Raw genomic sequence first — 25,919 nt, 5'->3', positions numbered from 1 at the left:
AGCAGCAACCCGGGCAGCCGCGGGGTCGGGTTGGGGTTCTTCAGGGTTCGATCAGGGGGAACCCCCATAGCCGCGCGCTCAGCATTCGCTCAGACTAGAACCATGAACGACACCCCCTCATCCGATCACCCCGGCGGCCAGCCCTCAGGGCACCCGGCCGGGCAGCCCGCGGGACGCCCGTTTGGCAGCGGCTTCTTCGCGTGGATTCGTGGACTCGGCATCGTGCGCGGCAACGAGCGTTGGTTCGCCGGCGTCGCGGGCGGCGTCGCGGCGAAGGCCGGCATCGACCCGCTGATCGTGCGAGGCATCTTTGTCGTGCTCGCGGTTCTCGGCGGCCCGGGCATTCTGCTCTACCTCCTCGGTTGGTTGCTCCTTCCCGACTTCACCGGGCGCATCCATGTGGAGGACATTTTCCGGGGGCGAGCGACCGCCGGGATCGTAACTGCGGCGATCGTCATCGCCACCCTGGTTGTGATTCCGGCGTTCTTCTCGATCTTCTCCCCGGTTTCGACCCCCTTCAGCGTGTGGGGCTGGGGCGTATGGAACGCGATGGGCATCCCTGAGTGGCTCCGCGGCACCATTGCCTGGGTCTTCTGGATCGCCATCATTGTGGGCGGCGTCCTCTGGCTGCGCGCCGTGATGCTGAAGCGCGGCCGAGCCGCCTCAGCAGAGCGCGGTGCCGGGGGTCGGGCTGGCACTCCCACCAGTCAGCCGACGGCCGATACGAACGGCACTCCGGATTCCCCCACGGACTCCGCCACGGACTTCACCGCGCATACCCGCGCGTTCGCCGACCGCACGGAAGAGTACGCGCAGCGCGCGTCTGAGCAGGCGAGCGACTGGAGCAAGCGCGCGTCTGATCAAGCGAGCGATTGGGGCAAGCGAGCAACCGAGCAGGCCACCCGCTGGAGCGACGAGGTCGGCCGGCAGGCTGACGAGTGGAGCGCCCGCTACGCCGAGCACCATGACACGCACCGCATGGGCACCGCGCAGTCCGTGATCACCCTCGCGCTGGCGCTGCTGGCGGGCGGCGGATCTGCCGCGTGGGCGCTACTGAACCTCGCCGTGTCGCCGACGACCGCCTTCATCGGCGGCCTCACCGTAGCGGTCGCAGTGCTCGCAGTGTCTCTCATCGTCGCCGGCATTCGGGGCCGCCAGACCGGCTGGGTCGGGTTCCTCGCGAGCTGCGGTGTGATCGCCCTGCTCGTCACCGTGGTGCTGCCCTGGGGCACCAGGTTCCAGCCGTTCGGCACGATGCACGTGGCCGGTACGTCCGCGCCGGGAACGGTGCTTCTCGCGGGCACGAGCGAGGTCGATCTGACTGTCCTCGACGACAGCACCCCCACCGGTGAAGATCTTGAGGTCTGGCAGCTCGCCGGCAACGTCGAGATCGAGATGCCCGACTACGCACCCGCGGTTGTGCAGGTCCGTGTCCTCGCCGGGGCAATCCTTGAAGAGGGCGACGAGCCCCGCGGCGCAGGTGGGCCATTGCTCGCCCGCACCATCACCGCCAATATGCCGACCCTGGGTACGGCAGGGTACGAGCAGGCCGCCGCAGAAGCCTCGCACGTCACCGTGTATCTGCTCGCTGGCCGCGTTGAGGTGAGCGGCGTGACGGCGAACGGGCGGGATCGAGCGACAGACAAGGAGCAGGCGCGGCTGGACACCGATGAGCAGAAGCGACTCAGTATCGAAGAGCAGAAGCGACTCAGTGCCGAAGAGCGAGAGCGGCTCAGCGCCCAGGAGCAGAGCCGCCTCACCACGGAGCTCGAGCGCGTGGAGTGGAAGCTCTCGGAGCCCGGGCTCAGCGCCCGCGACACCGCTCAGCTTGAAACCACCCGCAATGAGCTGCAGGACCAGCTCGACGAGTTGAAGACGGAGGTCACCCGATGAACGAGCGCGAGCAGACTCCCGCGGAGCTGCCACAGCAGCCCCCGATGTACGTGCCCGAGGCGACCGCACCGCAGCCGGTGCCACCCACACAGACTGCACCGCCGGTGCAGTCAGCGCCGCCGGCCCAGTCGGCGCCGGCCCGCCCCGCACCCCGGCGCCCGGCACCCCGCACCAGTCCCATCGTGTGGGGTGCGCTCATTCTCGCGTTCTGCGGATACATTGCCCAGCGCATGCTTGGCACCGGTGAGCTCGATCTCGCAACCTGGGTCGCCGCGATCACCATCGGGCTCGGAGTGCTGCTCCTCGGAGTCGGCGCGGCCGTGCTGATCCGCAACCGCCGACGGTAGACAAGACGGGAAACAGCTGTGGGGAGTGACGACGTGTCGTCACTCCCCACAGCTGTTTCGATCCCGATCTATCCGCGAATGCGGGGAATCTCGCGAGTCTGCGTCGAGATCCAGTGCAGCGGCACCTCGATCGACACCTTCGTTCCGCCGCCCTCGTCTGGGGCCCAGACGATGCTGCCGCCGAGCTCACCCTCCACGAGCGTGCGCACGATCTGCGTGCCGAGGCCGTCACCGACCGTGCCGCCGGGGAGGCCGGTGCCGGTGTCGACGACCTCGACCGAGAGCCGTTCTTCGGTGCGATCCGCGCGCACGAACACCGATCCCTCGCGACCAGCCAGGCCGTGCTCCACAGCGTTCGTGACGATCTCGGTCAGCGCGAGCGCGAGCGGGGTCGCGTACTCCGAGGGCAGTTCGCCGAACTCGCCCTCCTTGTGGGGATGGACGGTCGTGCCATGCAGGCTGGCCACCTCGGCGGCGAGCCCCACCACCCGGTCGAACACCTGGTCGAAGTCCACGATCTGGGACAGGCCAGTCGACAGGGTGTCGTGCACAACGGCGATTGCGGCGACTCGGCGCATTGCCTGGCCCAGCACTTCCTTCGCCTCTTCGCTGCGCGCACGTCGCGCCTGCACGCGCAGCAGTGACGCCACCGTCTGCAGGTTATTCTTCACGCGGTGGTGGATCTCGCGGATCGTCGCGTCCTTCGTGATGAGCTCCTGCGCCTGCTGGCGCAGCTCGGTCACATCGCGTGTCAGCACGATCCCGCCCACGCGCTTCCCCTCGCGCACCACGGGGATCGAGCGAAGCGTCACCGTGCGCCCACGCGCGTCGATCTCCACACGCTTCGCGATCTTGCCCTGCGCGATGAGTGGCAGCGACTCGTTCGTGTCGAACTGCCCCTTCACGATCTCGGCGAGCACCTCGGCGAAGTTCTCACCCTCGATCTCGTCGCGGTACCCGAGGGTCGTGAACGTGGTCTGCGTGTTCGGGCTCGCAAAGGTCGCCTCGCCATCGAGGTTGATACGCACGAGCCCATCCGAAGCGCGAGGAGACCCCTGCTCCCCGCCGCGGGTGTTGCCGGGCGCGGGGAACAGGCCCTCTTGGATCATGTCGAGCAGGTCGCCAGCCACCTCGCGGTAGGCCGCGCCAATCCGCGATGCGGGCTGCGTGTCGGCCACGCTCGTGTGCACGGTCATCACGGCGAAGGGGCCGTGGACGTTGCCCTGTTCGTCTCGGCGGCTCACCGAATACGCCGTGAGCCGCATGGGGTTCTCCTCGTACCACGCGGGCGAGGTGGAAGCTGCGCGCTCCCCGGTCTCGATCGTCTGGTCGACGAGGCCGCGCCAGTCCGGGCGCAGGAAGTCACCGATGACATCGCGGTAGAACAGCGTCACCGACCCCGCGGGGCGCGAGTGCGCTACTGCAAGGTAGTCGCCGTCCTCCGTCGGCACCCACAGCACCACGTCGCTGAGCGCGAGATCGGCGAGCAGCTGCAGGTCGAGAGTGAGCAGCTCAAGCCACTCGATCTCCTCTTCGCTGATGGAGGAGTACTTCGTCGCAAGGTTCCGGAGAGTGGCCACCTGACCAGAGTAGAGCACCTGGACAGCTCCCACTGGAGGACGCGATCGGGCGGCGGAAAAGTCCTGTGCCTAAACGCCAGTTGACTCTCCATAGTCGGGCCTTCCTATGGTGGGGTCACGACACAACCGCACTCCCGGCCACACGGGCGACGCCGGGGGAACACCGCACAGGGCACCACACCACGGGAGGCGCGAAAGGACCCCGATGATGCCCACCACCGGCGCCGCACAGTGCAACGCCCCCGACCCTTCGATCACGACTGCGGCGTCCCCAACGCACTCGACGCCGCGCAACTCCGCGAATCGCACGGCGAAGCCGCGGCTAGAACTCGTGCCAGACGATGCCAGTCAACCAGTTGCGCCCCGGCTCCCCGCATCGGCAGTGCAGCGCATCGCGCTCAGCGCGTTCGAGGTGCTTGAGGGCAGCCGTGCGATTGCGCAAGTCGCGAGCTCGGTGACGCTCGAAGTGGCGCGGCAACTCCGCGTCCGTCGCGCGCTCCGCACAGAGCAGCGCACGCTGCACCGGGACGCGCGCAGAATCGTCGCGTCCCCGGGCCGGCCGCACATGACTTCCCCGCGGGAGGGGGTGGTTGACGCGGTGGTCGTGCTGCATACCCCGGGCCGCGCGTACGCGGTTGCTCTGCGGTTCGAGCTGCGAGCTCGCCAGTGGCGCGCCACGCATCTCACCGTGCTGTAGCGCAACTCGAAAGAGCAGTGGATCCCGCGTCAGGCCCGTTCTTCCGACTCAGCGCTTGAGCCCGCGGTCGATTCACGCACGATCAAGCGGGACGCAACCAAAGTCCCTGCGCCAGTGTCCTCACCCCGGATTAACGCGTCAAGTTTCTCGACTGTAGCGACGGCAAGCGCTTCGGGTTCAAGATCAAAGGCCGTAATGGGCGGGTCCGCTCGCCGAGTCTGCTCTGCGTCAGAGGCAGCAAGCAGCAAGTAGTCACGAGGAGTGCGTAGCCCCCGTTGAGCAAGTTCCGACTGCAGGCCGGCAGCATGTCGACCCGTCATGCAGTGCACCGCATCCGGGAACCCGTCAGCGAGCAACATGAGGGCGGCTCGTCGACCTCCCGCTTCGGCGTCGGCCTCCGGCACGCGGTACACCCGCGACTCGACACCACGGGCGGCGCACCATGCACGGTATGCCTCTTCGTAGTCGTGATTCCACGAGTTCTGGTCCGTTCCCGCCACCATGCTGATTGAACGCGCACCACGGGATGCGAGATGTTCGAACGACTCCCACGATGATCGCGTGTCATCAGACGCAACCCAGTTCGTCACCTCCGGGCGGAACACATCGCGGTTGAGTGTGACGTAGGGCATCTCTCTCCCGGTGAGGAGCCGGACCACGGGGTCATCGGCCATCGGGTCCATCACGATGTAGCCGTCGAGCGAGAACGCGAGCGGAGTGATCGGCCGCTTCGTGAGATCACCCACCTGCATGAGACCGAGCCCCAGATCCAACGCGCGAGCGGCGGAAGCCCCCGCGAACCTCAGAAAATAGTCCACGCCGTTGGGAGCGTAGCTCCCCAAGCTATCGAGCGGACGGAGCACCAGTCCGATCACGCCCATGCGTGAGCGCCGCAACCCCCTCGCGAGAGCATCCGCCTGATAGCCCATATCGTCCGCGATCCGCTGCACTTTTTCCCTGGTCAGATCGGATATCGTACCCTTCCCGTTGAGCGCATGCGAGACCGCGGTGATCGACACCCCAGCCCTTCGTGCCACGTCGCGGATGGTGATTCCTCGCTTGGTCGGCATCGTTCTACGCTCCCGCCATTGGTAGCCACTCGTTCGTCGTGACGATCAGCGTAGCCGCTCACAAATCGTTTTGTCACGGTTTGATCACACCGCACATAAAACGTTTTACGCGTGTAGCGTTCCGATCGCCGGGTACTTCCGGGGTCACTCAAGAGTGGCCTTGCCCCGGAGATCGGCACTACAGCGCCACACACCATGCCAAAGGAGACAACGGTGAAACGCACACATCCCCACACGCGAAAGTTCGCGAGCGCGGCCCTCATTCTCGCGCTCGGCGGCGTGCTTGCCTCTTGCGCTGCGACCCCGGGCGCCGCAGGCGGCGACAGCGCCCTCGTCGGCACTCAGGAAGAAGTCGCCCCGGGCTTCCTCGCGGTCGCCGCAGAGAATGACGCAACCGGCGCAGCGACGGTGCAGGTTGACTACGACACGCAAGAAGCCGACGGCCTCGACCCACAGACCGCTCAGACCGCACGCTCGTGGATGATCATGGGTCTGGTCTACGAGACGCTCGTCACCACGGACGAGAACTTCACGGTACAGCCGGGCCTCGCCACTGAGTGGTCGCAGCCGGATGACACGAGCTACGTGTTCACGATCGATACGAATGCCAAGTTCTCGAACGGTCGCACGGTCACCACCCAGGACGTGGCCGGAAGCCTCAACCGTCTCGTTGCAGGCGGAGGTGTCTGGTCCGGCCAGGTGGGCCCGATCACCTCGGTAACCGCGACCGATGACACAACGGTGACCGTGAAACTCGACCGCCCATACGCACCGTTCCTCGCCTCACTCGCAAACACCCCAGCTGCTGTGCTCCCAATGAAGGAAATCGAAGCTGGTTCGGTCGATTTGAAGACCGAGATGCTCGGCACGGGCCCATACGCAGTCGCGTCCCATCGCCAAGACGAAGCTTGGAAGTTCACCGCGAACCCCGAGTGGCGAAACGCGAAGTCGTTGCACATCACGGATCTCACACTGCAGATTGTTGGCCAGGAGTCCACCCGCCAGGCTGCGCTGCGAGAGGGCAGCGCAGACTTCGTCAATTTCAACAACGTCGACTCCCTGACACTGCTGTCAGATAGCAAGACCGCGAAGGTGGTCAACCAGCTGCAGAGCGACTACTACTACCTCAACATCAATTCCCAGCGCCCGGACTCCCCACTCGCCAACGAGGACGTGCGCTTCGCGATCAACTCGGCGATCGACCGCCAGGCAATCGCGGACATTGTGCTGGCGGGCGAGAGCGCGCCAACCGGAGTCACACCGTCGAACCTGCCTGGCGCGTGCTCGGTCGCGGATCTGCCATCGACTACCACGACCGTTGAAGCGGCGAAGAAGCTCATCGAAGACAGTGGTGAGGGACCCATCACCCTCAATCTGCTCGTCTACACGGAGGAGCCGATTTTCGCTCAGATGTCCCAGCTCATCCAGCAGCAGCTGGCCACCATCGGGGTCACCGTGAAGATCGAGCAGTACGACACCGCAACCTTTACCGAGCGCGTTTTTACTTCTCAGCCAGGCAACTTCGATCTGGCGCTCAGCTGGTTCGCTGGCTACAGCGATCCGTCGATGATTACTCGCTGGTGGAACCCCGAAGTCGCCGGCTTCAATGTTGGCTTCACCGGCTCACACGATGACCTCAACAAGCTGATCGAGCAGGGCTCCTCGGAGACCGACCCAAGCGCGCGTGAAAAGACCTTCACCGAGCTGTGCGCGGTCGCAGATCAGTACGCCGAGATTTTGCCACTCGTGCACCGGCCTGCTCTGCTCGGGTACAACACGGAAACGATCAGCCCGACCATTCAGTCGACAGAGGGTACGGGCAACTTCCTCCGCCACATCGGCGCGTTCACTCGGGTAGGAAAGTAGGCTCCCGTGCTCGGCACCCTTAAGTGGTCGGCGGGGCGCGTCCTCAGCGCTCTGCTCACGCTCTTCGGGGTCTCGGTGATCATCTTCGTGGCCGTCCGGCTCATGCCTGGCGGCTTCGAAGACATCATCCTCGGCCCCCTCGCGACGGAAGCGGAACGCGCACGGCTCGCCGCTGCCTACGGACTCGACCAGCCCGTCATCATCCAGTACTTCGCGTGGATCACGCAGCTGCTCCGAGGCGACTTGGGCATCTCGCTCGTCACGCAGACCCCCGTCTCCGCGGAGCTCGCACAGCGCATCCCGGTGACCGCGATGCTCGCAAGTATGGCCATCGTCGCCACGCTCGTGGTGGGTATCCCGCTTGGGATTTACACCGGTGTGCGCGCTTCTGCTCGACGTGGCGGAGCAGCCGCCCGCATCGTCTCAAGCCTCGGGATCAGTGTCCCGGAGTTCGTGCTCGGCAGCATCGTTGTTTATCTCTTCTCGCGATTCAGCCTGGGCCTTCAGGTCGGAGGATTCGCCCGGGTGGGCGAGAGCTTTGGGGCAACGTTCACCGCGCTCCTCTTGCCCGCGCTCGTCCTCACAGTGTTCTGTGTCGCCGCGACTGCACGCACCACGCGTGACGCTGTGATGAACGTGCTCGTCGAGCCGTACATTGGCGCGGCCGTCGCTCGTGGTGAGACGCCCTGGTACATCGTGCGCCACCATGTGATCCGCAACGCCGGGATACCGATCCTCACGCTGCTTGGAACCATCACGGCGTACTTGCTCGGCGGGGCCGTCATCGTGGAGACCCTGTTCAATATTCCCGGGCTCGGGTCCTTTATGGTGACCGGCCTGGACCGACGTGACTTCGCGGTCGTGCAGGCTGCGGTGCTCTTCGCTGCCTCCGTGTTCATCATCGTGAGTCTGGTCCTCGACCTCGTCACGAGTGCCATTGACCCGCGCGTCGCCATCGTGGGAGGGCGAAGGAAATGACCAGCACCACGCTAACTACCCTGTTCAGGCGAGGCTCCGCTCCGAGCGCAGCGCCGCCGCGAGACGGGCTCTTCGTCGCTGCTGTCGCAACGCTCGGAGTCATCGTTCTCGTCGCCATCATCGCCCGAATCATTCCGATCGCGGGAGACCCCACAGCGATCGTGGGGCCACGCTTGAGCGCGCCCTCGTTCCAGTTTCCGCTCGGCACCGACGGGCTCGGGCGCTCACTGCTCGCGCGTCTACTTGAGGGCGTTGGCACCACACTCGTGCTGTCGGCATTCGCTGTTCTGTGCACCTCAGTGATCAGCGTCGCGCTCGGTCTTCTGGCCGGCACCGTCGGTGGCTGGCTGCGCGAGCTTGTCATGCGCGTTGTCGACGTTCTCTACTCGTTCCCCTCAATCGTGCTCGCCATTCTCGTTGCCGCCGTCGTGGGCCCGGGTCAATCCGCTGCCCTCGCCAGCATCGTGCTGGTCACCGTGCCGCTCATGACCCGCATGGTGACATCGGCCGCGATGTCGGTAGCCGAACGAGACTTTGTCACCACCGCCCGGATCAGCGGAGTCTCACTGCCGGTGATCCTCGTGAGGCACATCTTGCCAAATGTCAGCGGCACCGTCGCGGTGCAGGGCACGTACGCACTCTCGGTCGGGATCCTGGTCGAGGGCGGACTGAGCTTCCTGGGATACGGCGTGCAGTTGCCCCAGTCGTCCCTCGGCCTCCTGATCCAGGAAGGGGGCGTGTACATGGTGCATGCCCCGTGGCTGCTGTTCGGGCCTGCTCTGGTACTCGTTCTCGCAATCCTCGCGATCAACCTGATCGGCGACACGCTGCGCGATCGACTCGACCCTCGAGAGACTCGGAGCCTCACATGACCACGAACTTCATTCCGGCGGCGCCCCTCGGCGCCCCGACCTCGGTCATCTCGGTCGAAGCGTTCAGCGCCGAATACCGGACCCGACGCGGTGTCGTCCGAGCACTAGACCGAGTGTCGCTTGAGATCAGCGCTGGTGAACGTCTCGCAATAGTCGGCGAATCGGGCTCCGGGAAGTCCACGCTCTCACAGGCGCTCGGACGCCTCCTCCCCCGCGCCTGCCGCATCGTCGGAGGAAGCATCACCGTGCTCGGGCGAGAACTGGACAGCCTCAGCCCCCGCGAGGTTCGCGAGCTGCGGCGAGATGCCCTCGGTTTTGTGCCACAGGACCCGATCGCAGCGCTCAACCCCACCGCTCGAATTGGACGGCAGCTTGCACTCGCGCTCTCCCCGCTCGGAAAACCTACCGACCGCGCGAGCCTGGTGTCACTCCTCACCGAAGTGAAGATTGCAGACCCGGAGCGCGCTCTCGGGCTCTTTCCTCACGAGATGTCGGGAGGCATGGCGCAACGTGTGTCTATCGCGATGGCGATGGCCCGCGAACCTCGGATCATCATCGCGGACGAGCCCACAGGCTCGCTCGACGCTCAAGTTCGCGAAGAGATCCTCGACCTCATCGTTCGGCTCACCGAGGCGTCCGGCGCGAGCCTGATCTGGGTGAGTCACGATCTCAGCGCTGTGCGCCGCTGGTGCGACCGTGTGGTCGTCATGCACCAGGGACGGATCGTCGAAGACGGAGCTACAACGCGTGTATTCACACATCCAGAGCATGAGTACACGCGTTCCCTTCTTGCTGCGCTCCCTGAAGCCGCTGCGATGGACGGCGCATCCGTGCAAGCACTGAAGAAGTCCGCAGCCGCGGGCGGAACGGAAATCGTATGACCGGCAACCTCCCGCACCCGGTACTCGAACTCGAACGAGCAAGCGTGACATTCACGAGCGGGCTCGGCAAACGAAGACGCGTCATGACCGCGATGCGTGATGTCAGCTTCACGATCGCTCCCGGGGAGACACTCGGAATAGTGGGCGAGTCTGGCTCCGGGAAGTCGACCACCGGCGCTGTGGCGCTCGGCCTCCGTACACCCGACACCGGCACTGCCCGCCTGCTCGGCCGCCCCTTCGACCGCGCTACAAAGCGCGCGCTTCGTGGCAGCATTCAAGCCGTACTGCAACACCCACAATGGTCGCTCAACCCGCGACGCAGGGTTGGCGAATCAGTTCGTGAGCCGCTGACTGTCGCGCCAGAACGAACCAGCCGCTCTCAACAGCAGGCGAGAGTTGAAGCCATTCTCGAGCGAGTCGGGCTCAGCGCCGATATGGCGGACCGCTATCCGCATGAGCTCTCCGGCGGACAGCGGCAACGCGTGTCCGTCGCGCGCGCGCTCATTACCGAACCACGGTTCATCGTCTTCGACGAGGCAGTGAGCGCCCTCGATGTGTCAGTCCAATTGCAGATCCTCGCGCTCATCCGCGAGCTGCAGGAACAACACCAGTTCGGGGCACTCTTCATTTCGCACGATCTGAGTGCTGTGCGCCGCGTCGCACACCGAATCGCTGTGCTCTATCGCGGAGAAATCGTCGAGACCGGCGAAACCGAGCATTTCTTCACTTCACCTCAACATCCGTATTCACAACGACTCTTGGAGACACTATGACCACCGAGAACACCACACACACCGCGTCGTCAGTAGCGCGAGCCTCGATCGTTGCCGCGGGCCAAGGTCCCGTCGCGGACCCGGCGCCGCGTCTGGCCGGGGAACATCCGGATGCTGGTCCGTCAAACCTCGATTTCCCTGGCATCACCCCCGTCACGAGCGTGGGGCGGGCGACGCTCGAGTTTGACTTCCCTGGTGTGCGCATCGGCTCCGCTCACTACGAAGAAGGCCCGACTGGTGCAACAGTGATTCACGTGCCGAAAGGTGCGCGCACGGCAGTCGACGCGCGCGGCGGGGCAGTTGGCCTCTCCGGCGGCTACGACTTCAACCATGCAATCTGCCTCGCAGGAGGGTCGATTCACGGGCTCGAGGCCGGATCTGGTGTGAACAACGCGCTGCTGCGGGAACACGGCAACAACACCGGATTCCTCGAACTGCAGCTTGTGTCCTCCGCGATCATCTACGACTTCTCCGCCCGTTCGAACTCTGTCTATCCCGACGCAGCGCTCGGGGTCGCAGCACTCGCTGCGGCTGAAGAGGGCCGCTTCCAGCAGGGTCGCGCGGGCGCAGGCATGACGGCATCGGCGGGCAAAGTCGATTACGCGCGCACAGAGTTGACCGGCCAGGGCGCCGCGTTCCGCCAGATCGGTGAGGTGAAGATTCTTGCGGTCGTCGTGCCCAACCCTGTCGGCGTCATTGTCGACCGTGACGGCTCCGTGATCCGCGGAAACTACGACTCGGCTACAGGCACTCGAAGCCATTCTTTCTACGACTACGAGCGCGCATTCGCCGCTGGAATTGCGCCTGAGACGCAGTCAGGCAACACGACCATCAGCGCGATTGTCACGAATGTGAAGCTCAACGAGACTGAGCTCAACCAGTTCGCCAAACAGGTCCACAGTTCCATGCACCGCGGAATCCAGCCGTTCCACACGGACATGGACGGTGACACGCTATTCGCTCTCACCACTGATGAGATCGAGCTTCCCGTGAGCAAGGCGAGTGAAGCTGGCCGGCTCTCGGTCACGAGCACTGCGCTCGGCGCCCTCGCCTCCGAGGTGATGTGGGACGCGCTCCTCGAGGCAGCACACTAGCCGCGAATCTCCTCCAGTCGCGGACTCAGTAGCTCCGCGGCATGCCGCCCGGGGGCGGGAATCATCGCCCCCCGGGTTTCTTTCCCGACCCCTTCCGTCGAAAGCTACAGCCATGCATTCCTTCCCCAGTTACCCAGCGCCAACGCCAGCCGACGCCGTCGCTTTCGTACGCGACCACCCCTTCGCCATTCTGGCGACCTCACTTCCGGGCGCCGCCCCCATCGCAACGCATACCCCGGTCGTCTTTCCACCAGGCGTCGTAGCCGGCGACTCGCTCGTCGGCGTTCGTCTCTGGGGCCACATTGGTCGAGCGAATCCACACTGGCAGTACTTCGCAGAGCACCCTGAGATGCTCCTCATCTTCAGCACCTCACACGCCTATGTGTCGCCCTCAAGCTACGAATTCACGCCCGCAGTGCCGACTCTCGACTACGCGACCGTGCACCTGACCGGCCGAGTCACGCTGTTCTCCGAACCAGAAGCGCTCGCAGTTGTCGAACGCACCGTCGAGGTATTCGAAGCACGTCGGTCTCAGCCCTGGCCGATGGAGCCCTCTCAGCATGTGTTCCGCAAGATCATCGGCGGCGTCGTCGCATTCGCGATCGATATCGAGACCGAGAACTCGATGTTCAAACTCAGCCAAGACATGGAACCCGATGTGCACGAGCGTGTCCGCCAAGACCTCTCCGCGGGACAGCATCAGCACCCCGATGTTGCCGACTTGATGGGGCAGGTTGGCACGTGCCCACACTCCCGCAAGCGCTCTGAGGACTAGCCGAAGTCACCGACCCACCATCAACACTGCCGCCCTGCGGCCCCACGAAAGTAGTCCCATGGATATCCTCACCCACGTCAGTTCAGTGCGCGGCGCTCAAGCGCGGGGCCTCGAGATAGGTTCGACGTTCGCTGCCCAGATCAGGGACGCGGCAGATCGCTACCACGCGTTCTTCACGCTCCGTGGACTTCCAGAAGCCACCGTGCGTGAGATCGCCCAAAACTCACTCGCTGCCCTGCAGGACTGGTGTCCGCGGCTCGCGACCGAGCTCGTCGCCACCGCCGCAGGCGCGGGTGTCGAAACCTGGCGGCTCGCCGCGCTCAACGCCCGGACCGAGGTACTCGCAGCCATCGGTCCGGACTCAGAGGGCGAGTGCTCAACGATGGTGTACGCGCCTGAGGGTTCCGAGCCCGAAACCATGCAGACTTGGGACTGGCATGCGGACCTCTGCCCGACTGGGCTCGTCATCGAGTTCGTGCCAGGCGACGACGACGCTTCCACCCACCATCTCGTCACCCGAGTGCGGCTCTTCACCGAACTCGGTGTTCTCGGCAAGATCGGAGTCAACGACGCGGGGCTTGGCGTGCACTTCAACATCCTGCATCATGCGAGCGATCGTCCAACGGGTGGCGTGCCGGTGCACGCGGTCGCCCGACGCATTCTCGAGGAAGCCCGCAGTCTAGAGGAGGCCGAGACTATCGCCCGCTCCGCCCGCGTGAGCGCTTCTACCGTCATCACTGTGGCGGTGAACTCGGCGTCGGGCCAGCGCGCGGCGAGCCTCGAACTTTCACCTGCGGGCGTGGCAACAGTGTTGCCCGACCACGATGGCTGGCTCCTCCATACCAACCACTACCTGGACCCCGTGCTCGTGGGTGGTGAGGCAACCCGTGACCCGTCCACCACCTATGCGCGCTATGACCACCTCCGTAGCCGCGTCCCGATGCTCGCGCACCTTCCAGTGCGTGAACGCGCCGCGCAGTTTGCGGGTCCAGAAGGCGCCCTCGCCCCCGTGTGTTTCACCCCGAATCCGGCAGATCCGCCCCACGAGCAGTGGACCACACTGCTCACGATCTCGCTCGAGCTCGCTGCTGGCCGACTGAGCTATGCGGCAGGCAATCCGGCATACCTCGCAGAGCATGGAGCAGAGTTGTTCTAGTCAGACCGCTCACAAACATAAATGGGGCGGGGTCTCACACCTCGGTGTGAGACCCCGCCCCATTCACAGTTCGTCCGAGTTACGCCTCGGGCGACTCGGTCACGCCGCGGAGGCGCGACACCTCGTACAGCGCGACGCTCGCCGCGATACCGGCGTTCAGCGACTCGGTGACCGCGTGGATCGGGATCGAGACAATTGCATCGCACGTCTCGGTCACGAGGCGGGAGAGCCCCTTGCCCTCGGAGCCGATGACGATCACCATCGGGCGATCTGCAAGCTCAAGCCCGGGCAGCATCACGTCGCCGTCGCCGTCGAGACCGACAACGAAGACGCCCTGCTTCTTGAACTCCTTGAGCGTCTGCGTCAGGTTCGAAGCCATCGCGACCGGGATCCGGGCTGCGGCCCCGGCAGAGGTCTTCCACGCGGCCGAGTTCAGTCCGGCCGAGCGACGCTGGGGCACGATGACGCCCTGGCCACCGAACGCACCAACGGAACGAATGATCGCGCCGAGGTTGCGCGGGTCAGTAACGCCGTCAAGCGCCACGATGAGGGGGGTCTCGTCGCGGTCGATGATCTCGTCGAGCATCTCCATCGGGTGCGCGTACGACATGGGCGGCACCTTCAGTACGACGCCCTGATGCACGGTGTCGCGCTCCGTCATGCGGTCCATCTCGGGGCGCATCACCTCGAGCACGGGAACGTTCCGGTTGGTCGCGAGACGCAGGATCTCGCGCATGCGATCGTCCATCTCAACGCGCGCCGCAATGTACAGCGTCGACGCGGGGATCTTCGCGCGCAGCGCCTCGAGCACCGCATTGCGGCCGGTGACGAGCTCGGACTCGTCCTTCTTGCGAGGGCCGCCGGAGCCACGACCGCGGTCGGTCGACTGCCCCGTGCGGGCAGCGTGGCGCTCCTTCGCTGCGGCGTAGCGCTCGCGCGCCTTCTTCTCCTTGTACGCCGTGTGGTACTCGCGGTCTTCCGCCTTCGGCGTGGGGCCGCGCCCCTCAAGGGCCTGGCGGCCCTGGCCCCCGGAGCCAACGGCCTTGCCGAGCCCCTTCTTCCGGACGGCGCCGGTGCGGCTCTTCTTGTTACTCATGTCAGGCTCCAGCGGGTTCCAGTTGGGGTGTCTTCAAGTGCGATCCCCGCGTTCTGCAGGGTGTCGCGGATGGCGTCGCTCGCGGCGAAATCGCGTGCGGCGCGAGCGTCTGCGCGCTGCGCGATGAACGCGGCCACGAGGGTGTCGAGCGCGCCCATAGTGCGATTCGGTCTAAGGCTGCCTTGAGCGTCCTTTGAGAAAGAGCTCCATGGTTCGCTATCGGGATTGATCCCCAACACGTCCAGCATCCTTAACACTGTTGCGTACTGTTGGGCCGCGAGCAAGAGATCATCTGCATCGATTGCGTTCTTGCCGTCGCGAATCGTTGAGTGAAGAACTGCGAGCGCTTTCGGAACGGCGAAATCATCATACATCGCGGCTTCGAAACTCTCTGGCCACATCACATCGATTGGATCCTGGCCAGGGAGACTGAAAGCTCGCGTAATTGAGTTGGATTGCTGTAGAGCAATCGACTTGATGTAACTTTTCGCTCGTGCCAGGTAGCTCTCGATACGGCCAAATGATGTCGCTGCCTCACTCAATGCACGGTCCGAGAAGTCGAGCGTGGATCGATAGTGCGCTGACCCAAGGTAGTAGCGGAGCACTATGGGCCGCTCCTGCGCAAGCAAATTCACCGCAAACAGCGAGTTGCCGAGCGACTTCGACATCTTCTGCCCGCCCGTGTTCACGAGCCCGTTGTGCACCCAGAAGCGCGCAAAGGCATGGCCCGCGGCGGTCGACTGCGCGAGCTCGTTTTCGTGATGCGGGAAGCGGAGGTCGAGGCCGCCACCGTGGATGTCGAATTCCTCGCCGAGGTAGCGCTGTGCCATGGCCGAGCACTCGATGTGCCAGCCGGGACGACCGCGACCCCAGGGGGACGGCCAGGACGCTGACTCGGGTTCCGATTCCTTCGTGGCCTTCCACAGGGCGAAGTCTCGGGGATCCCGCTTGCCCATCGGCTCAGAATCGGCGGCATCTTCCATCTGGTCCCGGCGTTGCCGCGTGAGCGCGCCGTAGTCGGGCCAGCTCGCGGTGTCGAAGTACACGCTCGCCGAGCCGTCGGCCGCCGGGTACGCGTGGCCGCGCTCAATCAAGCGCTCGATCAGGGCAACCATCTCGGCGATGTTCGCCGTGGCCCGAGGCTCGTAGGTGGGCGCCTGCACGCCCAGCGCATCGTACGCCGCGGTGAACTCGCGCTCGATCCGGTACGCAAGCGCGAACCACGCCTCGCTCCCGCCGGCCTCCTGGCCGATCCGAGCGTTGTCGAGCACCTTGTCGTCAATGTCGGTGACGTTGCGAATCAGCGTGACGTCGTGTCCGGTCGCGGCGAACCAGCGGCGCATCTGGTCGTACACGAGAGCGCTGCGCAGATGCCCGATGTGGGGCGAGGACTGCACCGTCGGACCACAGACGTAGAGGCCAACCCGTCCCGGTTCACGGGGTTCGAAGTCGACGACCGCCTGGGCACGGGAGTCATAGATGCGTTGCTTCACCCCTTAATCCTAACGTCCGCGGCCCGCTCCCCTGACTGAGAGGAGCGGGCCGCGGAAGAGAGACTCAGTCGAGCGAGCCGCTGAGGAAGAACTGCATCTGCTTCGCGACGCTCACCGCGTGATCGCCGAAGCGCTCGTGGTAGCGGCTTGCAAGCGTCGCGTCCACCACACCGGTCGGGTTGTTCGCGAGCTTGTCACTCAGCACCTTCTCGAACACCTTCGCGTGCAGCTCGTCGAGATCGTCGTCGAGATCGCGCACCTCGTCAATGACGCGTGGGTCCTGTGTGCGGAGCAACTCAACAAGCTTCGACGCCATTTCGACATCGAGTGCGGCCATGCGCACAAACGTCTTCGTGAGCCCCTTGGGCACGGCGCTCTCCGGGTAGCGGTAGCGCGCCAGCTGGGCGATGTGCTGCGCCAGGTCAGCCATCCGCTCAAGCGACGCACTCATGCGCAGCGCGCCGACGACGAGACGCAGATCGGAGGCGACGGGCTGCTGCCGTGCCAGAATGTCGATGGCGAGCTGGTCCAGCTCCGCCGCGAGCTCTTCGATCTCTTCGACGCTGTCGATTACCTGCTCAGCGACTGCGACGTCCGAGTTGCCAAACGCGCTCGTCGCGTTCTCGATCGCGTCTTCAACGAGCTCTGCGATCTTGACAAGTCGCTCCTGAACCTCGCGCAGCTCCTGCTGAAACACCTCACGCATGCGGTTTCCTCTCTAGATTTCGCGCCTCCGGGCACCCTCCCCAGTGTGAGCGGCCACAGTGAACCGGGCCGCACGGGGAGGTGAACAACAGTTGAACTCTGCCTGTTCGGTGAACCCTCACCCCTACGATGAGAGTCATGGACCCGGCTTTGCTCGTGCTCGCCTCCACCGCACTTGGTGTGCTGGTCGGCGCTGGTACCACGGTAGCAATCGTGGGGGCCCGCCGAGCAGGAGTAAAGCGAGCCGCGGCTATGCGGCCCGAACTCCCCGAGGTGGCGACCTCCATTCTCGACGAGATTGACACGTTTGCGGTGATTCTCGACTCATCGCTCGCCCCCGTGTACGCGAATCCCACAGCACGCGAGGAACGCCATATTGGCGATGCGGAGCTCGCCGATCCCGATTTCTTGAGCCGGGTGCGCCAGGTGATGTCGAGCGGGATCCCGGACACGCACGAGCCAGATCCGAGCAACCCGGCCGACACCGTTCGTATTCACATTGTTCGCTTCCAACGCCGCTTCGTCTTGATCCTCGCGGAGGACCAAGGAGAAGAACAGCGCGTGAACGCGATGCGCCGCGACTTTATTGCGAACGTGAGCCACGAGCTGAAGACCCCGATCGCGGCAATCGGCCTGCTCGCCGAGGCAACACAGCAGGCGGCCGATGCCCCCGAGCTGGTGCGCGACTTCTCGAAGAGCCTGGTCAAGGAGTCGCGCCGTCTCGGTGAGCTGTCGCGCGACATCATCCAGCTCTCCGAGGCGCAGTCTGCGCTGCGCCCCGAGGATCGCGAGCCGGTCTCACTGCGGGACCTCGTGCGGGGTGAGGTTGACTCGCACCGTTCATTCGCGGGGCAGCACGGCGTTGAGCTCGTGGTCACCGACGAGTCATCCGCCGCAGATGCGTCGATCATGGGGCGGCCCACTTCGCTCGCATCCGCGGTGGCGAACCTGCTGTCGAACGCCATCCGCCACTCCCCCGAGGGTGGCCGCGTGGGCATCGGGATGCGCTCAGACAAGAACAGCTTCACGGTGACCGTCACTGATCAGGGCGAGGGAATCGCCCCTGAACACCTGCCGCGAATCTTCGAGCGCTTCTACCGCGTCGATGGCGCCCGCACGCGCGGAGATGGTGGCACGGGGCTCGGCCTGAGCATCGCCCGACACACCATGCGCGCGCACGGCGGCGACGTCGACGTCTGGTCGCAGCCGGGCGTTGGATCAAGCTTTACACTGACCTTCCCCGTACACGACTCCGCGGCCCCCGAGAAGGGCGCGAAGCGCATGAAGAAGGCGAAGCGAGCGGCACGCGCCGCAGCGCACAGCGTCAGCGCATCCCCAGCAGTCTCAGCCCCCCAGAAGTCAGCTCCCCAGAAGGGAACCCGCTAGTGGCCCAGCACATCCTGCTCGTCGAGGACGAGGAATCGATCTCCCGCCCGCTCGCCTTCCTGCTCGAGCGTGAAGGCTACCGTGTGACGGTCGTCGACGACGGCGCCGCCGCGCTCACCGAGTTCGGCTCTGCGCAGCCCGATCTCGTGCTGCTCGACCTGATGCTGCCAAGCCTGCCGGGCACCGAGGTCTGCCGCGCGATCCGCCTCTCCTCGCAGGTGCCGATCATCATGCTGACCGCAAAGGACAGCGAGATCGACATTGTCGTGGGGCTCGAGCTCGGCGCCGACGACTACATCACCAAGCCGTACTCGACTCGCGAGTTGCTGGCGCGCGTGCGTGCGGCGCTTCGCCGCTCGGGCGCCGTTGAGGAAGAGCGAGAGACCTTCGACGCGTTCGTACTCGACGAGCACGGAATCCGCCTCGACTCCGAGCGCCACTCCGTCACCGTGCGCGGTGAGGAGATTGCCATGCCGCTGCGCGAGTTCGAACTGCTCGAAATGCTCATGCGCCACTCCGGCCGCGTGCTCACTCGCGGGCAGCTCATCGATCGCGTGTGGGGCAGCAACTACTACGGCGACACGAAGACCCTCGACGTCCACGTGAAGCGCATTCGCGCGCGCATCGAAGAGGAAGCCTCAAAGCCAAAGCTCATCTCCACCGTGCGCGGCGTCGGCTACCGCTTCGGGTAGTCCGCGGCGACGTGCACTCGCGCTCACACCTCACCTCGCTCGCCGGCGTTTCACGGGAAACGTCGTCTGTCTGAGGGGCGCGCTACGCTGAGGCCGTGACTGAGGATCCCGCGCATTCGGCCCCACCCAGCCTGTGGGTGCTCGGCGAGGCGACGGAGCAGCGTGTACTCGCGATCCCCCTCTCGCGTACTGCCGAGCCCGCGGGAACCCCCGCGCAGCTGAGCATGGCTGATCTGCCCGGTTTCGTCGCCGAGCAGGAAGCAGCGGGAACTACCCGGTGGGTGTGGAGCGACACGGCGCACTGGTACCCCAAGCTTCTCGCGGCCGGGGTGCGGGTTGCCCGGTGCCACGATCTTCGGCTCTGCCACACGATCCTTGCGCGTTCCGTGCGCGTCCAGGATCCGGCCCCGTTGCGCAGCGCCGCCGCCTGGGATGTGCCCTTCACTCCCCCGGAGGCCCCGCCCGCCGAGGCTCCGATGCCCACGCTCTTCGAGCTTGCGGCAGCGCCGCGTTCCGCCGAGTCCGTGCCATACGACGCAGCGGAATCGCACGCCGAGTTCCTCCGCCAACACGTGGCGATCGCGCGGGATGGTGCACTGGGCATGCTGCTCGCGGCAGAGTCTGCAGGGGCACTCATCGCGGCCGAGATGAGTTCGGCCGGTCTCCCCTGGGACATTGCGGAGCACGAGCGCATTCTCGAGGCTGAGCTCGGCCCGCGCCCACCGCTGCATGTGAAGCCCGCCCGCATGCTCGAGCTCGCGACGGAGGTGCGAGCCGCGCTCGATGACCCGACCGCGAGCCTCGATTCCCCGCCCAAGCTCGTACAGTCGCTCCGCCGTGCCGGCATCGATGTCGCGTCCACCTCTCAGTGGGAGCTCGCTGAACACGAACACCCCGCGATTCCGCCACTCCTGCGGTACAAGAAACTCTCGCGTCTCCTCTCGGCGAACGGGTGGGCGTGGCTCGACGAGTGGGTCCGTGATGGCCGCTACCGGCCGGTATACGTTCCTGGCGGCGTGCCCACCGGGCGCTGGGCCTCAAGCGGAGGCGGGGCGCTGCAGATCCCCCGTCAGCTTCGGCCTGCGCTGCGCGCCGATCCCAATTGGCGGCTCATCACCGCGGACGTCTCGCAACTCGAGCCTCGCGTTCTCGCAGCAACAGCGGGGGATCACGCGCTTGCTGCCGCGGCCCGGGGCACTGACCTCTACGCGGGTGTGGTGAGTTCAGGCGCGGTGGCGACCCGCGAAGAGGCAAAGTTCGCCATGCTCGGCGCGATGTACGGTGCCACGACCGGCGAGTCCGGTCGGCTCGCCCCGCGTCTTCGCCGCAGCTACCCCGCGGCGATGGCGCTTGTCGGCAACGCCGCGGCGACGGGAGAACGCGGCGGACAGGTCAGTACGCTGCTCGGACGCACGTCCCCGCGGCCGGATCCAGAGTGGTTCGATACCCAGTCTCGCGCCAGCCTGCCCGGCGCAACCTCCGCGGACGAGGCCCGAGCACGCCGATCCGCTCGCGAGTTTGGCCGCTTCACCCGCAACTTTGTTGTGCAGGGAACCGCCGCTGAATGGGCCCTCGCGTGGCTCGCGAGCCTCCGCGGCCGGCTCGCTGAGCTTCCCCAGGTGTCGGAGGCCCCGGCCGCGGGCTCGTCCGGCCCGCTCTTCGCACGACGCGCGCACCTCGTGTTTTTCCTGCATGACGAGGTGATCGTGCACGCCCCGGAAGAGCAGGCGGAACAGGCGGCTGAGGCAGTCCGTGCCGCAGCAGAGGATGCCGCGCGGCTCCTCTTCCCCGGTGCGCCCATCGACTTTCCGCTCGACCTCGCCATCGTGACGCGCGCCAGCGCGAAGTAGCGTCCGGCTCACGCAACAACGCCCCCGAGGATCATTCCTCAGGGGCGTTGTGCACTGCAGCCGTGAACTACTTGCTTGCAGCCTCGGCCTGTGCCTCATCCGCAGCGTTCTCGTCCTGCGCGAAATCCGCCGGGAGTACGTAGTTGCGGTACTCCGCGAGCGTGCCGTCAAGCACGGGGATCTTATGCTCAACCTCGGCCGAGCCGGCCTGCTGGAAGTATGCATCGATCGTCTGGCCGGGGGTAAGCCCGGGGATCGTCACGAGCACGGGAGCCTCGTCACCCTCGGGGTTGCCGAAGAGCGTGTTGCCGGTCGGTACCGTGAACTCGGCGCGCGCCTGCTGCGATCCCTCGTTCATGAAGGTCACCGCGAGGTCCTGCTCCGCACCGGTGAGGTTGACCGCACCGAATACGACGTTGAAGTTCTCGCCGCTCTCGTCAGCGATCAGCATGATGTTGCGCACATCGACGCCCTCGACGTTGACGTCAACGCCATCGCTCGGGGCGTAGGGCTTGAGCGTTCCCTGCGGTGCGATCAGGCTGCATCCGGTGGCGCCGAGGGCGAGGGCCGCCGCGATCGCGATGGACGAGGCAATCCGAATCTTCAAGGTGGTCCTCCGAGCCGTGGGTCTATCTGTGAGTGTGCTCCACGTAGACGGCGCACACAGTCATCTCTCATCATACCCACCCCCACGCAGAGCGTGCAGCTTAGGTAAGCCTAACTCCGCCGAGAAGGGGTGTGGTATCCTAGTGGTTGGACTGTAAAGGAGCCACTCGATGCAATTTGAGGTCGGAGAGACCGTCGTCTACCCCCACCACGGCGCAGCCAAGATCATCGAGGTGAAGAAGCGCAAGCTGGGTGGCGAGGAAAAGCTTTTCCTGAAGCTGCAGGTAAACCAGGGCGATCTCACCATCGAGGTTCCCGCTGAGAACTGCGATCTCGTCGGTGTTCGCGACGTGATTGACAAGGAAGGCCTCGAGCGCGTGTTCGAGGTGCTTCGCGCCCCGTTCACCGAGGAGCCCACGAACTGGTCTCGCCGGTACAAGGCCAACCTTGAGAAGCTCGCCTCCGGCGACGTGATCAAGGTATCCGAGGTCGTCCGCGACCTGTGGCGCCGCGACCAGGAAGTTCGCTCGCTCTCGGCTGGTGAGAAGCGCATGCTCGCGAAGGCGCGGCAGATCCTCGTCTCGGAGCTCGCACTCGCTGAGAAGACCGATGAGGAGAAGGCTGGCGCCGTCCTCGATGAGGTGCTCGCTTCCTAAGCCTCGGCACGCCGTACCAAAACGCCCCGCACGTGATGCGGGGCGTTTTGTTTTCCCCGCGGGTACGCTGGGGCTATGAGCGCCCACCACTCTGAATCTGCGACACATCCGCTTCCCGCACTTGGCGTCATCTTGGTCGGTGCTGGGTCAGGCCGCCGCCTGGGCGCGGAGGTACCGAAGGCCTTCGTCGAGCTTCGTGGACGCACGCTGATCGAGTTCGGCATCAGCGTGGTGACGTCCCTCCCCCACGCGGGTCATCTGGTGCTCGTCATCCCTGAGGCGCGTGCGGCTCAAGCGCTGGAACTCGTGGATGCGATCCTGCCCCGGGATTCCGACTGGACCGTGTCCGTTGTGGCGGGTGGCCGTGAGCGTCACGAGTCAGTGCGCTTCGGCCTTGAGGCGCTCCCCGCAAGCGTCGAGACCGTGTTGGTGCACGATGCTGCACGCCCCTTCGCAAGCGCCGAGTTGTTCGAGCGCGTTGCAGCCGAGGTGGTGCGCACGGGTGATTCGGTGGTGCCCGCGCTCCCCGTGACCGACACCCTCAAGCGAGTCGACGCTGACGGGGTGGTGCACGAGACCGTTGACCGCACCCCGCTGGTTGCCGTGCAGACGCCTCAGGGGTTCCCTCGAGAGCTTTTGGCTGCGGCGCACTCCGCACGTTCGGAGGGCCCCGGTGACATGCTCCCCACGGATGATGCTGAGGTCGTGCAGCGGTCGGGCGGCCGGGTGCGCACGGTGCCGGGAGAGCTTCGTGCCCACAAGCTGACCACCCCCGAAGACATGCCCATTCTCGAGCACTTCCTTGCCGCGAACGCTGTGGGCCTGGAGGAGGACGCGTGATGCGGGTGGGCTCTGGCTTTGACGTCCATGCCTACGACGAGTCGGCACCGCTGCGCCTCGCTGGCCTGGACTGGCCGGGCGAGCCAGGTCTCAGTGGCCACAGTGACGGCGATGCGGTGTGCCACGCGGTCGTGGACGCTCTGCTGTCCGCTGCGGGGCTTGGAGACATCGGAGAGTTGGTGGGTGTCGACGAGCCCGGCACGGAGGGCGCCGCAAGTACGGGCTTCGTGCGCTTGGCTCTTGAGCGGCTCGCGGCCGCAGGGTTTGCCCCGGTGAACGTGAGCGTACAGATCGTGGGCAACCGTCCGCGCTTCTCCGCTCGCCGCGAGGAGGCTCAGCTGGTGATGAGTGAGCTCGTCGGCGCACCAGTGTCTCTCGCTGCGACGACGACCGATCATTTGGGTTTCACCGGTCGCGGCGAGGGACTCGCCGCGATTGCAACCGCGCTCATCGAACGGCACTGAACTCTTCTCTGAGCTGCGCTGCAACCTCTCCATCAGAACGGGTGATCGTCGGGATCGTCGTCAACGACGGGCCGTGGAGGAACAAGCGGTCGTGCTGTGCGGACCGACGGTGTCGGTGCTGCAGCCTTCGGTGCGAATGAGCTCGGCGCTGATACCGGTGCTGTGGGCGGCGGCGATGACCTCGTCGCTGATGGCCCCGGTGGTGGTGTTCCGGTGTTCTCGTGTTTCAGGAACCTCACCCGGCTTGGTGGTTCATCGTCGTACACGCGTCCGGTTGGGGATCGCCAGCGCATCGTCCCGTCCGGCAACAACCGGTGGTCCCAGTCAGAGTTGTGCTTCATGGTGTGGTGGCCTCGGCAGAGATGTGCAAGGTTGTCTGTGGATGTCGTGCCGCCATCTGCTGCGGGGATCGTGTGGTCGATATCGCATCGGTTCACCGGGACCCGGCAACCGGGGAACCTGCAGTGCAGGTCGCGGGCCCCGAGGAAACGGCGCATCTGTGCACTGGGGCGATACCGATCCACACTCAGTACATCCCCACTCTCACCCGACACGGTGACTTTCTCCCAGAAGTCCGCGTGACCTGCGTAGCCACGAATCTGTTCAGGGTCGATGGGTCCGGACCCGATGAGTTCGGCATCCGTGAACTCCGGCGGCGCCGAAGCAGTGGGGGTAGTGCCGGTCGGACCCGCAGGGCGTGCGCCCGGGACAGGGCCCGCATTGGCGCTTGCCGGGGCTGCTGTGGTGGTCACCACGACCTGGATGTGCGCCCGCACCGCCTCCTCCGGAGACCCCGCAACCAGCCGCATCGGATCCCCAGCAAGGAGCAAGTCCCGGAACACATCCGTGCGAGTCTGAGCGCGACTGCGCTTGGGGATCCCGGCCCGGATCTCTCGCACCCCGGGACGCCCACCTTTCATGCCCGGACGGAGTTCCCGGAGCATGCGCCGTCGTTCTGCGACACTCTGTGCTCTCACACCCCGTGGCTTGCGCGTGGGGTGCGCGGGTGACTCTTCACCCGCGCCCGTGCCCGTGCTCGTGCGCGTGCGCGTGCCGATGCCTGCACCCGCGGAAAGACCATCGCGACCAGTGAGGGTGCGGGCGAGTTGGTGCTCGGTGACCTCCGCGGACTTCGCGAGCCGCGTCAAGCGATCATGAATGGCATACGCCACAGGAGTCGGCATGAACGCCACAAGCTCCGCCATGCCGTTCTCGTGATCACGCACCCACACCCGCCGCTCACACTCCGGGGAGGGTGCAGGAGCGCCGGTGTTTGGTTCGGTGTCGCTGGGATCGGTGCTTGTTGGAGCTGTGTCGTTCGGGTCGGTGCTCACCGGGTCAGAGGCACTCGGGTCGGTGCTGGACGGATCCGGGGAGGACTGGTCAGCACCTGCCGGGCCACCGCCCGTGGAGTCAACGCCCGGGAACGGGGCCGGCTTCGGCAACGTTCTCGCGAGCTCACGCGCAAGCTTCCGCGCGATCGGCCGCAAACGCTGCGGAGTCTGGGACTCAGCACGCCGCAACACCTCCGCCTCGTACCTACCCCGCACACGCACCGACTCCGAGTCCTGCCCAAGCCCCAGCGCGTCCGCGGATTCCACAAGTGCCCGCACATGCTCGGGAGAAACCTGCCCGGTGAGCATACGCGGCAGAGTCGCAGGGAAACGCATCGTGAGCGCACTCGCAAGGTTCAGATCGCGCTCCACGATGTGTTCGCTCTGGTGGAGGGCGGTAGCGATTTCGGCACGCAGGGAACGGTACGGGATGTCGCCACTGCCGGAAGGGGCACGGTGCACCGCGGTCTCCATCGCGAAGGAAAGAACGTTCAGGCGTGCGGCGGTGAGAATGCTCTGGAAGCGGTCAAACTGTTCCAGCATGCCGACCACGTCATCCACCACCCGAACGGAGAACACGGGTGGGATGACACCCGGGGCGGCGGACGCGAACGCTTTGGTGATGAGCTCGGTGGGGTCGAACTCCGGGGCGGCGGCGGGGTTTGGAGCGGACGGGCTGGGGGTCTTCTGGAAACGCACCCGGGAAGCCCGGCGCGGCGCGAGCGGCGAGCCAGCAGGGGGAGAGCCTCGGGTGGTGGTCATGTGCTCATTCAAGCAGGGACCACTGACATTCAGAGCCCAGAAAACCGCGGAAA

At 65.6% G+C, this 25,919-nt stretch carries 22 protein-coding genes and 1 pseudogene; 16 read left to right on the top strand and 7 right to left on the bottom strand.

Annotated elements, in window-relative coordinates; all coding sequences use genetic code 11:
- Positions 1–102: 102 nt before the first annotated feature.
- Positions 103–1,893 (top strand): PspC domain-containing protein, encoded by a 1,791-nt coding sequence (locus tag D3226_RS02430; RefSeq protein ID WP_202380823.1) that lies wholly within the window; start codon positions 103–105, stop codon positions 1,891–1,893.
- The gene (locus tag D3226_RS02425) at positions 1,890–2,240 is read left to right on the top strand and encodes a hypothetical protein (RefSeq protein WP_202380822.1); all 351 of its coding nucleotides are present in this window, start codon (positions 1,890–1,892) and stop codon (positions 2,238–2,240) included. Before D3226_RS02430 ends, D3226_RS02425 begins: the two co-directional genes overlap by 4 nt.
- 68 nt (positions 2,241–2,308) lie before the next feature.
- On the opposite strand, the gene D3226_RS02420 is transcribed toward D3226_RS02425, so the two are convergent.
- Positions 2,309–3,820, bottom strand: coding sequence for a histidine kinase N-terminal domain-containing protein (locus D3226_RS02420; RefSeq protein ID WP_202380821.1), 1,512 nt, complete (start codon positions 3,818–3,820; stop codon positions 2,309–2,311).
- 205 nt (positions 3,821–4,025) lie between these two features.
- Between D3226_RS02420 and D3226_RS02415 the strand changes: the two genes are divergently transcribed.
- Positions 4,026–4,517 carry an Rv3235 family protein gene (locus D3226_RS02415; RefSeq protein WP_202380820.1) on the top strand — a complete coding sequence of 164 codons (492 nt, stop codon included), beginning with the start codon at positions 4,026–4,028 and terminating at the stop codon, positions 4,515–4,517.
- 29 nt (positions 4,518–4,546) lie between these two features.
- Here D3226_RS02415 and D3226_RS02410 read toward each other — a convergent pair whose 3' ends face one another.
- Entirely contained in the window at positions 4,547–5,587 is a 1,041-nt protein-coding gene (locus D3226_RS02410; protein ID WP_202380819.1) for a LacI family DNA-binding transcriptional regulator, read from the bottom strand.
- A 213-nt stretch (positions 5,588–5,800) separates the two neighbouring features.
- Here D3226_RS02410 and D3226_RS02405 point away from each other — a divergent pair, with 213 nt between their 5' ends.
- From D3226_RS02405 to D3226_RS02370, 8 genes are all read left to right on the top strand, one after another.
- On the top strand, positions 5,801–7,453 hold the full coding sequence (locus D3226_RS02405; RefSeq protein WP_337248874.1) for an ABC transporter substrate-binding protein: 1,653 nt from the start codon (positions 5,801–5,803) through the stop codon (positions 7,451–7,453).
- A 6-nt stretch (positions 7,454–7,459) separates the two neighbouring features.
- Positions 7,460–8,431 carry an ABC transporter permease subunit gene (locus tag D3226_RS02400; RefSeq protein WP_202380817.1) on the top strand — a complete coding sequence of 324 codons (972 nt, stop codon included), beginning with the start codon at positions 7,460–7,462 and terminating at the stop codon, positions 8,429–8,431.
- Positions 8,428–9,303 (top strand): ABC transporter permease, encoded by an 876-nt coding sequence (locus tag D3226_RS02395; RefSeq protein ID WP_202380816.1) that lies wholly within the window; start codon positions 8,428–8,430, stop codon positions 9,301–9,303. The genes D3226_RS02400 and D3226_RS02395 overlap by 4 nt, the downstream gene beginning before the upstream one ends.
- Positions 9,300–10,184 carry an ABC transporter ATP-binding protein gene (locus D3226_RS02390; RefSeq protein ID WP_202380815.1) on the top strand — a complete coding sequence of 295 codons (885 nt, stop codon included), beginning with the start codon at positions 9,300–9,302 and terminating at the stop codon, positions 10,182–10,184. Before D3226_RS02395 ends, D3226_RS02390 begins: the two co-directional genes overlap by 4 nt.
- On the top strand, positions 10,181–10,957 hold the full coding sequence (locus tag D3226_RS02385) for an ABC transporter ATP-binding protein (protein WP_202380814.1): 777 nt from the start codon (positions 10,181–10,183) through the stop codon (positions 10,955–10,957). Before D3226_RS02390 ends, D3226_RS02385 begins: the two co-directional genes overlap by 4 nt.
- On the top strand, positions 10,954–12,051 hold the full coding sequence (locus D3226_RS02380) for a P1 family peptidase (RefSeq protein ID WP_202380813.1): 1,098 nt from the start codon (positions 10,954–10,956) through the stop codon (positions 12,049–12,051). Before D3226_RS02385 ends, D3226_RS02380 begins: the two co-directional genes overlap by 4 nt.
- Positions 12,052–12,163: 112 nt before the next feature.
- Complete coding sequence (locus tag D3226_RS02375) at positions 12,164–12,826, top strand: FMN-binding negative transcriptional regulator (protein WP_202380812.1); 663 nt, start codon at positions 12,164–12,166, stop codon at positions 12,824–12,826.
- A gap of 58 nt (positions 12,827–12,884) precedes the next feature.
- Positions 12,885–13,982: a C45 family autoproteolytic acyltransferase/hydrolase gene (locus tag D3226_RS02370; RefSeq protein WP_202380811.1), complete on the top strand. Its 1,098-nt coding sequence runs from the start codon at positions 12,885–12,887 to the stop codon at positions 13,980–13,982.
- A 79-nt stretch (positions 13,983–14,061) separates the two neighbouring features.
- On the opposite strand, the gene rlmB is transcribed toward D3226_RS02370, so the two are convergent.
- From rlmB to phoU, 3 genes are all read right to left on the bottom strand, one after another.
- On the bottom strand, positions 14,062–15,078 hold the full coding sequence (rlmB, locus tag D3226_RS02365) for a 23S rRNA (guanosine(2251)-2'-O)-methyltransferase RlmB (protein ID WP_202380810.1): 1,017 nt from the start codon (positions 15,076–15,078) through the stop codon (positions 14,062–14,064).
- Positions 15,075–16,571 carry a cysteine--tRNA ligase gene (cysS, locus tag D3226_RS02360; protein ID WP_202380809.1) on the bottom strand — a complete coding sequence of 499 codons (1,497 nt, stop codon included), beginning with the start codon at positions 16,569–16,571 and terminating at the stop codon, positions 15,075–15,077. Before cysS ends, rlmB begins: the two co-directional genes overlap by 4 nt.
- Before the next feature lie 64 nt (positions 16,572–16,635).
- Positions 16,636–17,277 (bottom strand): phosphate signaling complex protein PhoU, encoded by a 642-nt coding sequence (gene phoU, locus D3226_RS02355; protein WP_202380808.1) that lies wholly within the window; start codon positions 17,275–17,277, stop codon positions 16,636–16,638.
- Positions 17,278–17,414: 137 nt separating this feature from the next.
- On the opposite strand from phoU, the gene D3226_RS02350 reads away from it, so the two are divergent.
- The 3 genes from D3226_RS02350 (at position 17,415) to D3226_RS02340 (ending at position 21,204) form a co-directional block, all read left to right on the top strand.
- Positions 17,415–18,662: a sensor histidine kinase gene (locus tag D3226_RS02350; RefSeq protein ID WP_202380807.1), complete on the top strand. Its 1,248-nt coding sequence runs from the start codon at positions 17,415–17,417 to the stop codon at positions 18,660–18,662.
- Complete coding sequence (locus tag D3226_RS02345) at positions 18,662–19,354, top strand: winged helix-turn-helix domain-containing protein (RefSeq protein ID WP_202380806.1); 693 nt, start codon at positions 18,662–18,664, stop codon at positions 19,352–19,354. Before D3226_RS02350 ends, D3226_RS02345 begins: the two co-directional genes overlap by 1 nt.
- Before the next feature lie 95 nt (positions 19,355–19,449).
- Entirely contained in the window at positions 19,450–21,204 is a 1,755-nt protein-coding gene (locus D3226_RS02340; protein ID WP_337248873.1) for a bifunctional 3'-5' exonuclease/DNA polymerase, read from the top strand.
- 67 nt (positions 21,205–21,271) lie between these two features.
- Here D3226_RS02340 and D3226_RS02335 read toward each other — a convergent pair whose 3' ends face one another.
- Complete coding sequence (locus D3226_RS02335) at positions 21,272–21,811, bottom strand: DNA modification methylase (protein ID WP_202380805.1); 540 nt, start codon at positions 21,809–21,811, stop codon at positions 21,272–21,274.
- A gap of 169 nt (positions 21,812–21,980) precedes the next feature.
- Here D3226_RS02335 and D3226_RS02330 point away from each other — a divergent pair, with 169 nt between their 5' ends.
- Complete coding sequence (locus tag D3226_RS02330) at positions 21,981–22,466, top strand: CarD family transcriptional regulator (RefSeq protein WP_025134787.1); 486 nt, start codon at positions 21,981–21,983, stop codon at positions 22,464–22,466.
- Between the two features lie 75 nt (positions 22,467–22,541).
- A pseudogene (gene ispD / locus D3226_RS14990) lies at positions 22,542–23,770 on the top strand (2-C-methyl-D-erythritol 4-phosphate cytidylyltransferase).
- A 32-nt stretch (positions 23,771–23,802) separates the two neighbouring features.
- On the opposite strand, the gene D3226_RS02315 reads toward ispD, so the two are convergent.
- Entirely contained in the window at positions 23,803–25,866 is a 2,064-nt protein-coding gene (locus D3226_RS02315; protein WP_202380802.1) for an HNH endonuclease signature motif containing protein, read from the bottom strand.
- Between the last annotated feature and the right edge of the window lie 53 nt (positions 25,867–25,919).

The organism is Leucobacter chromiireducens subsp. chromiireducens, assembly GCF_016758255.1.
Taxonomy (GTDB): Bacteria; Actinomycetota; Actinomycetes; order Actinomycetales; family Microbacteriaceae; genus Leucobacter; species Leucobacter chromiireducens.
Note: the sequence above shows the minus strand (reverse complement) of the source record. Positions and strands in the feature narration are given on the sequence as shown.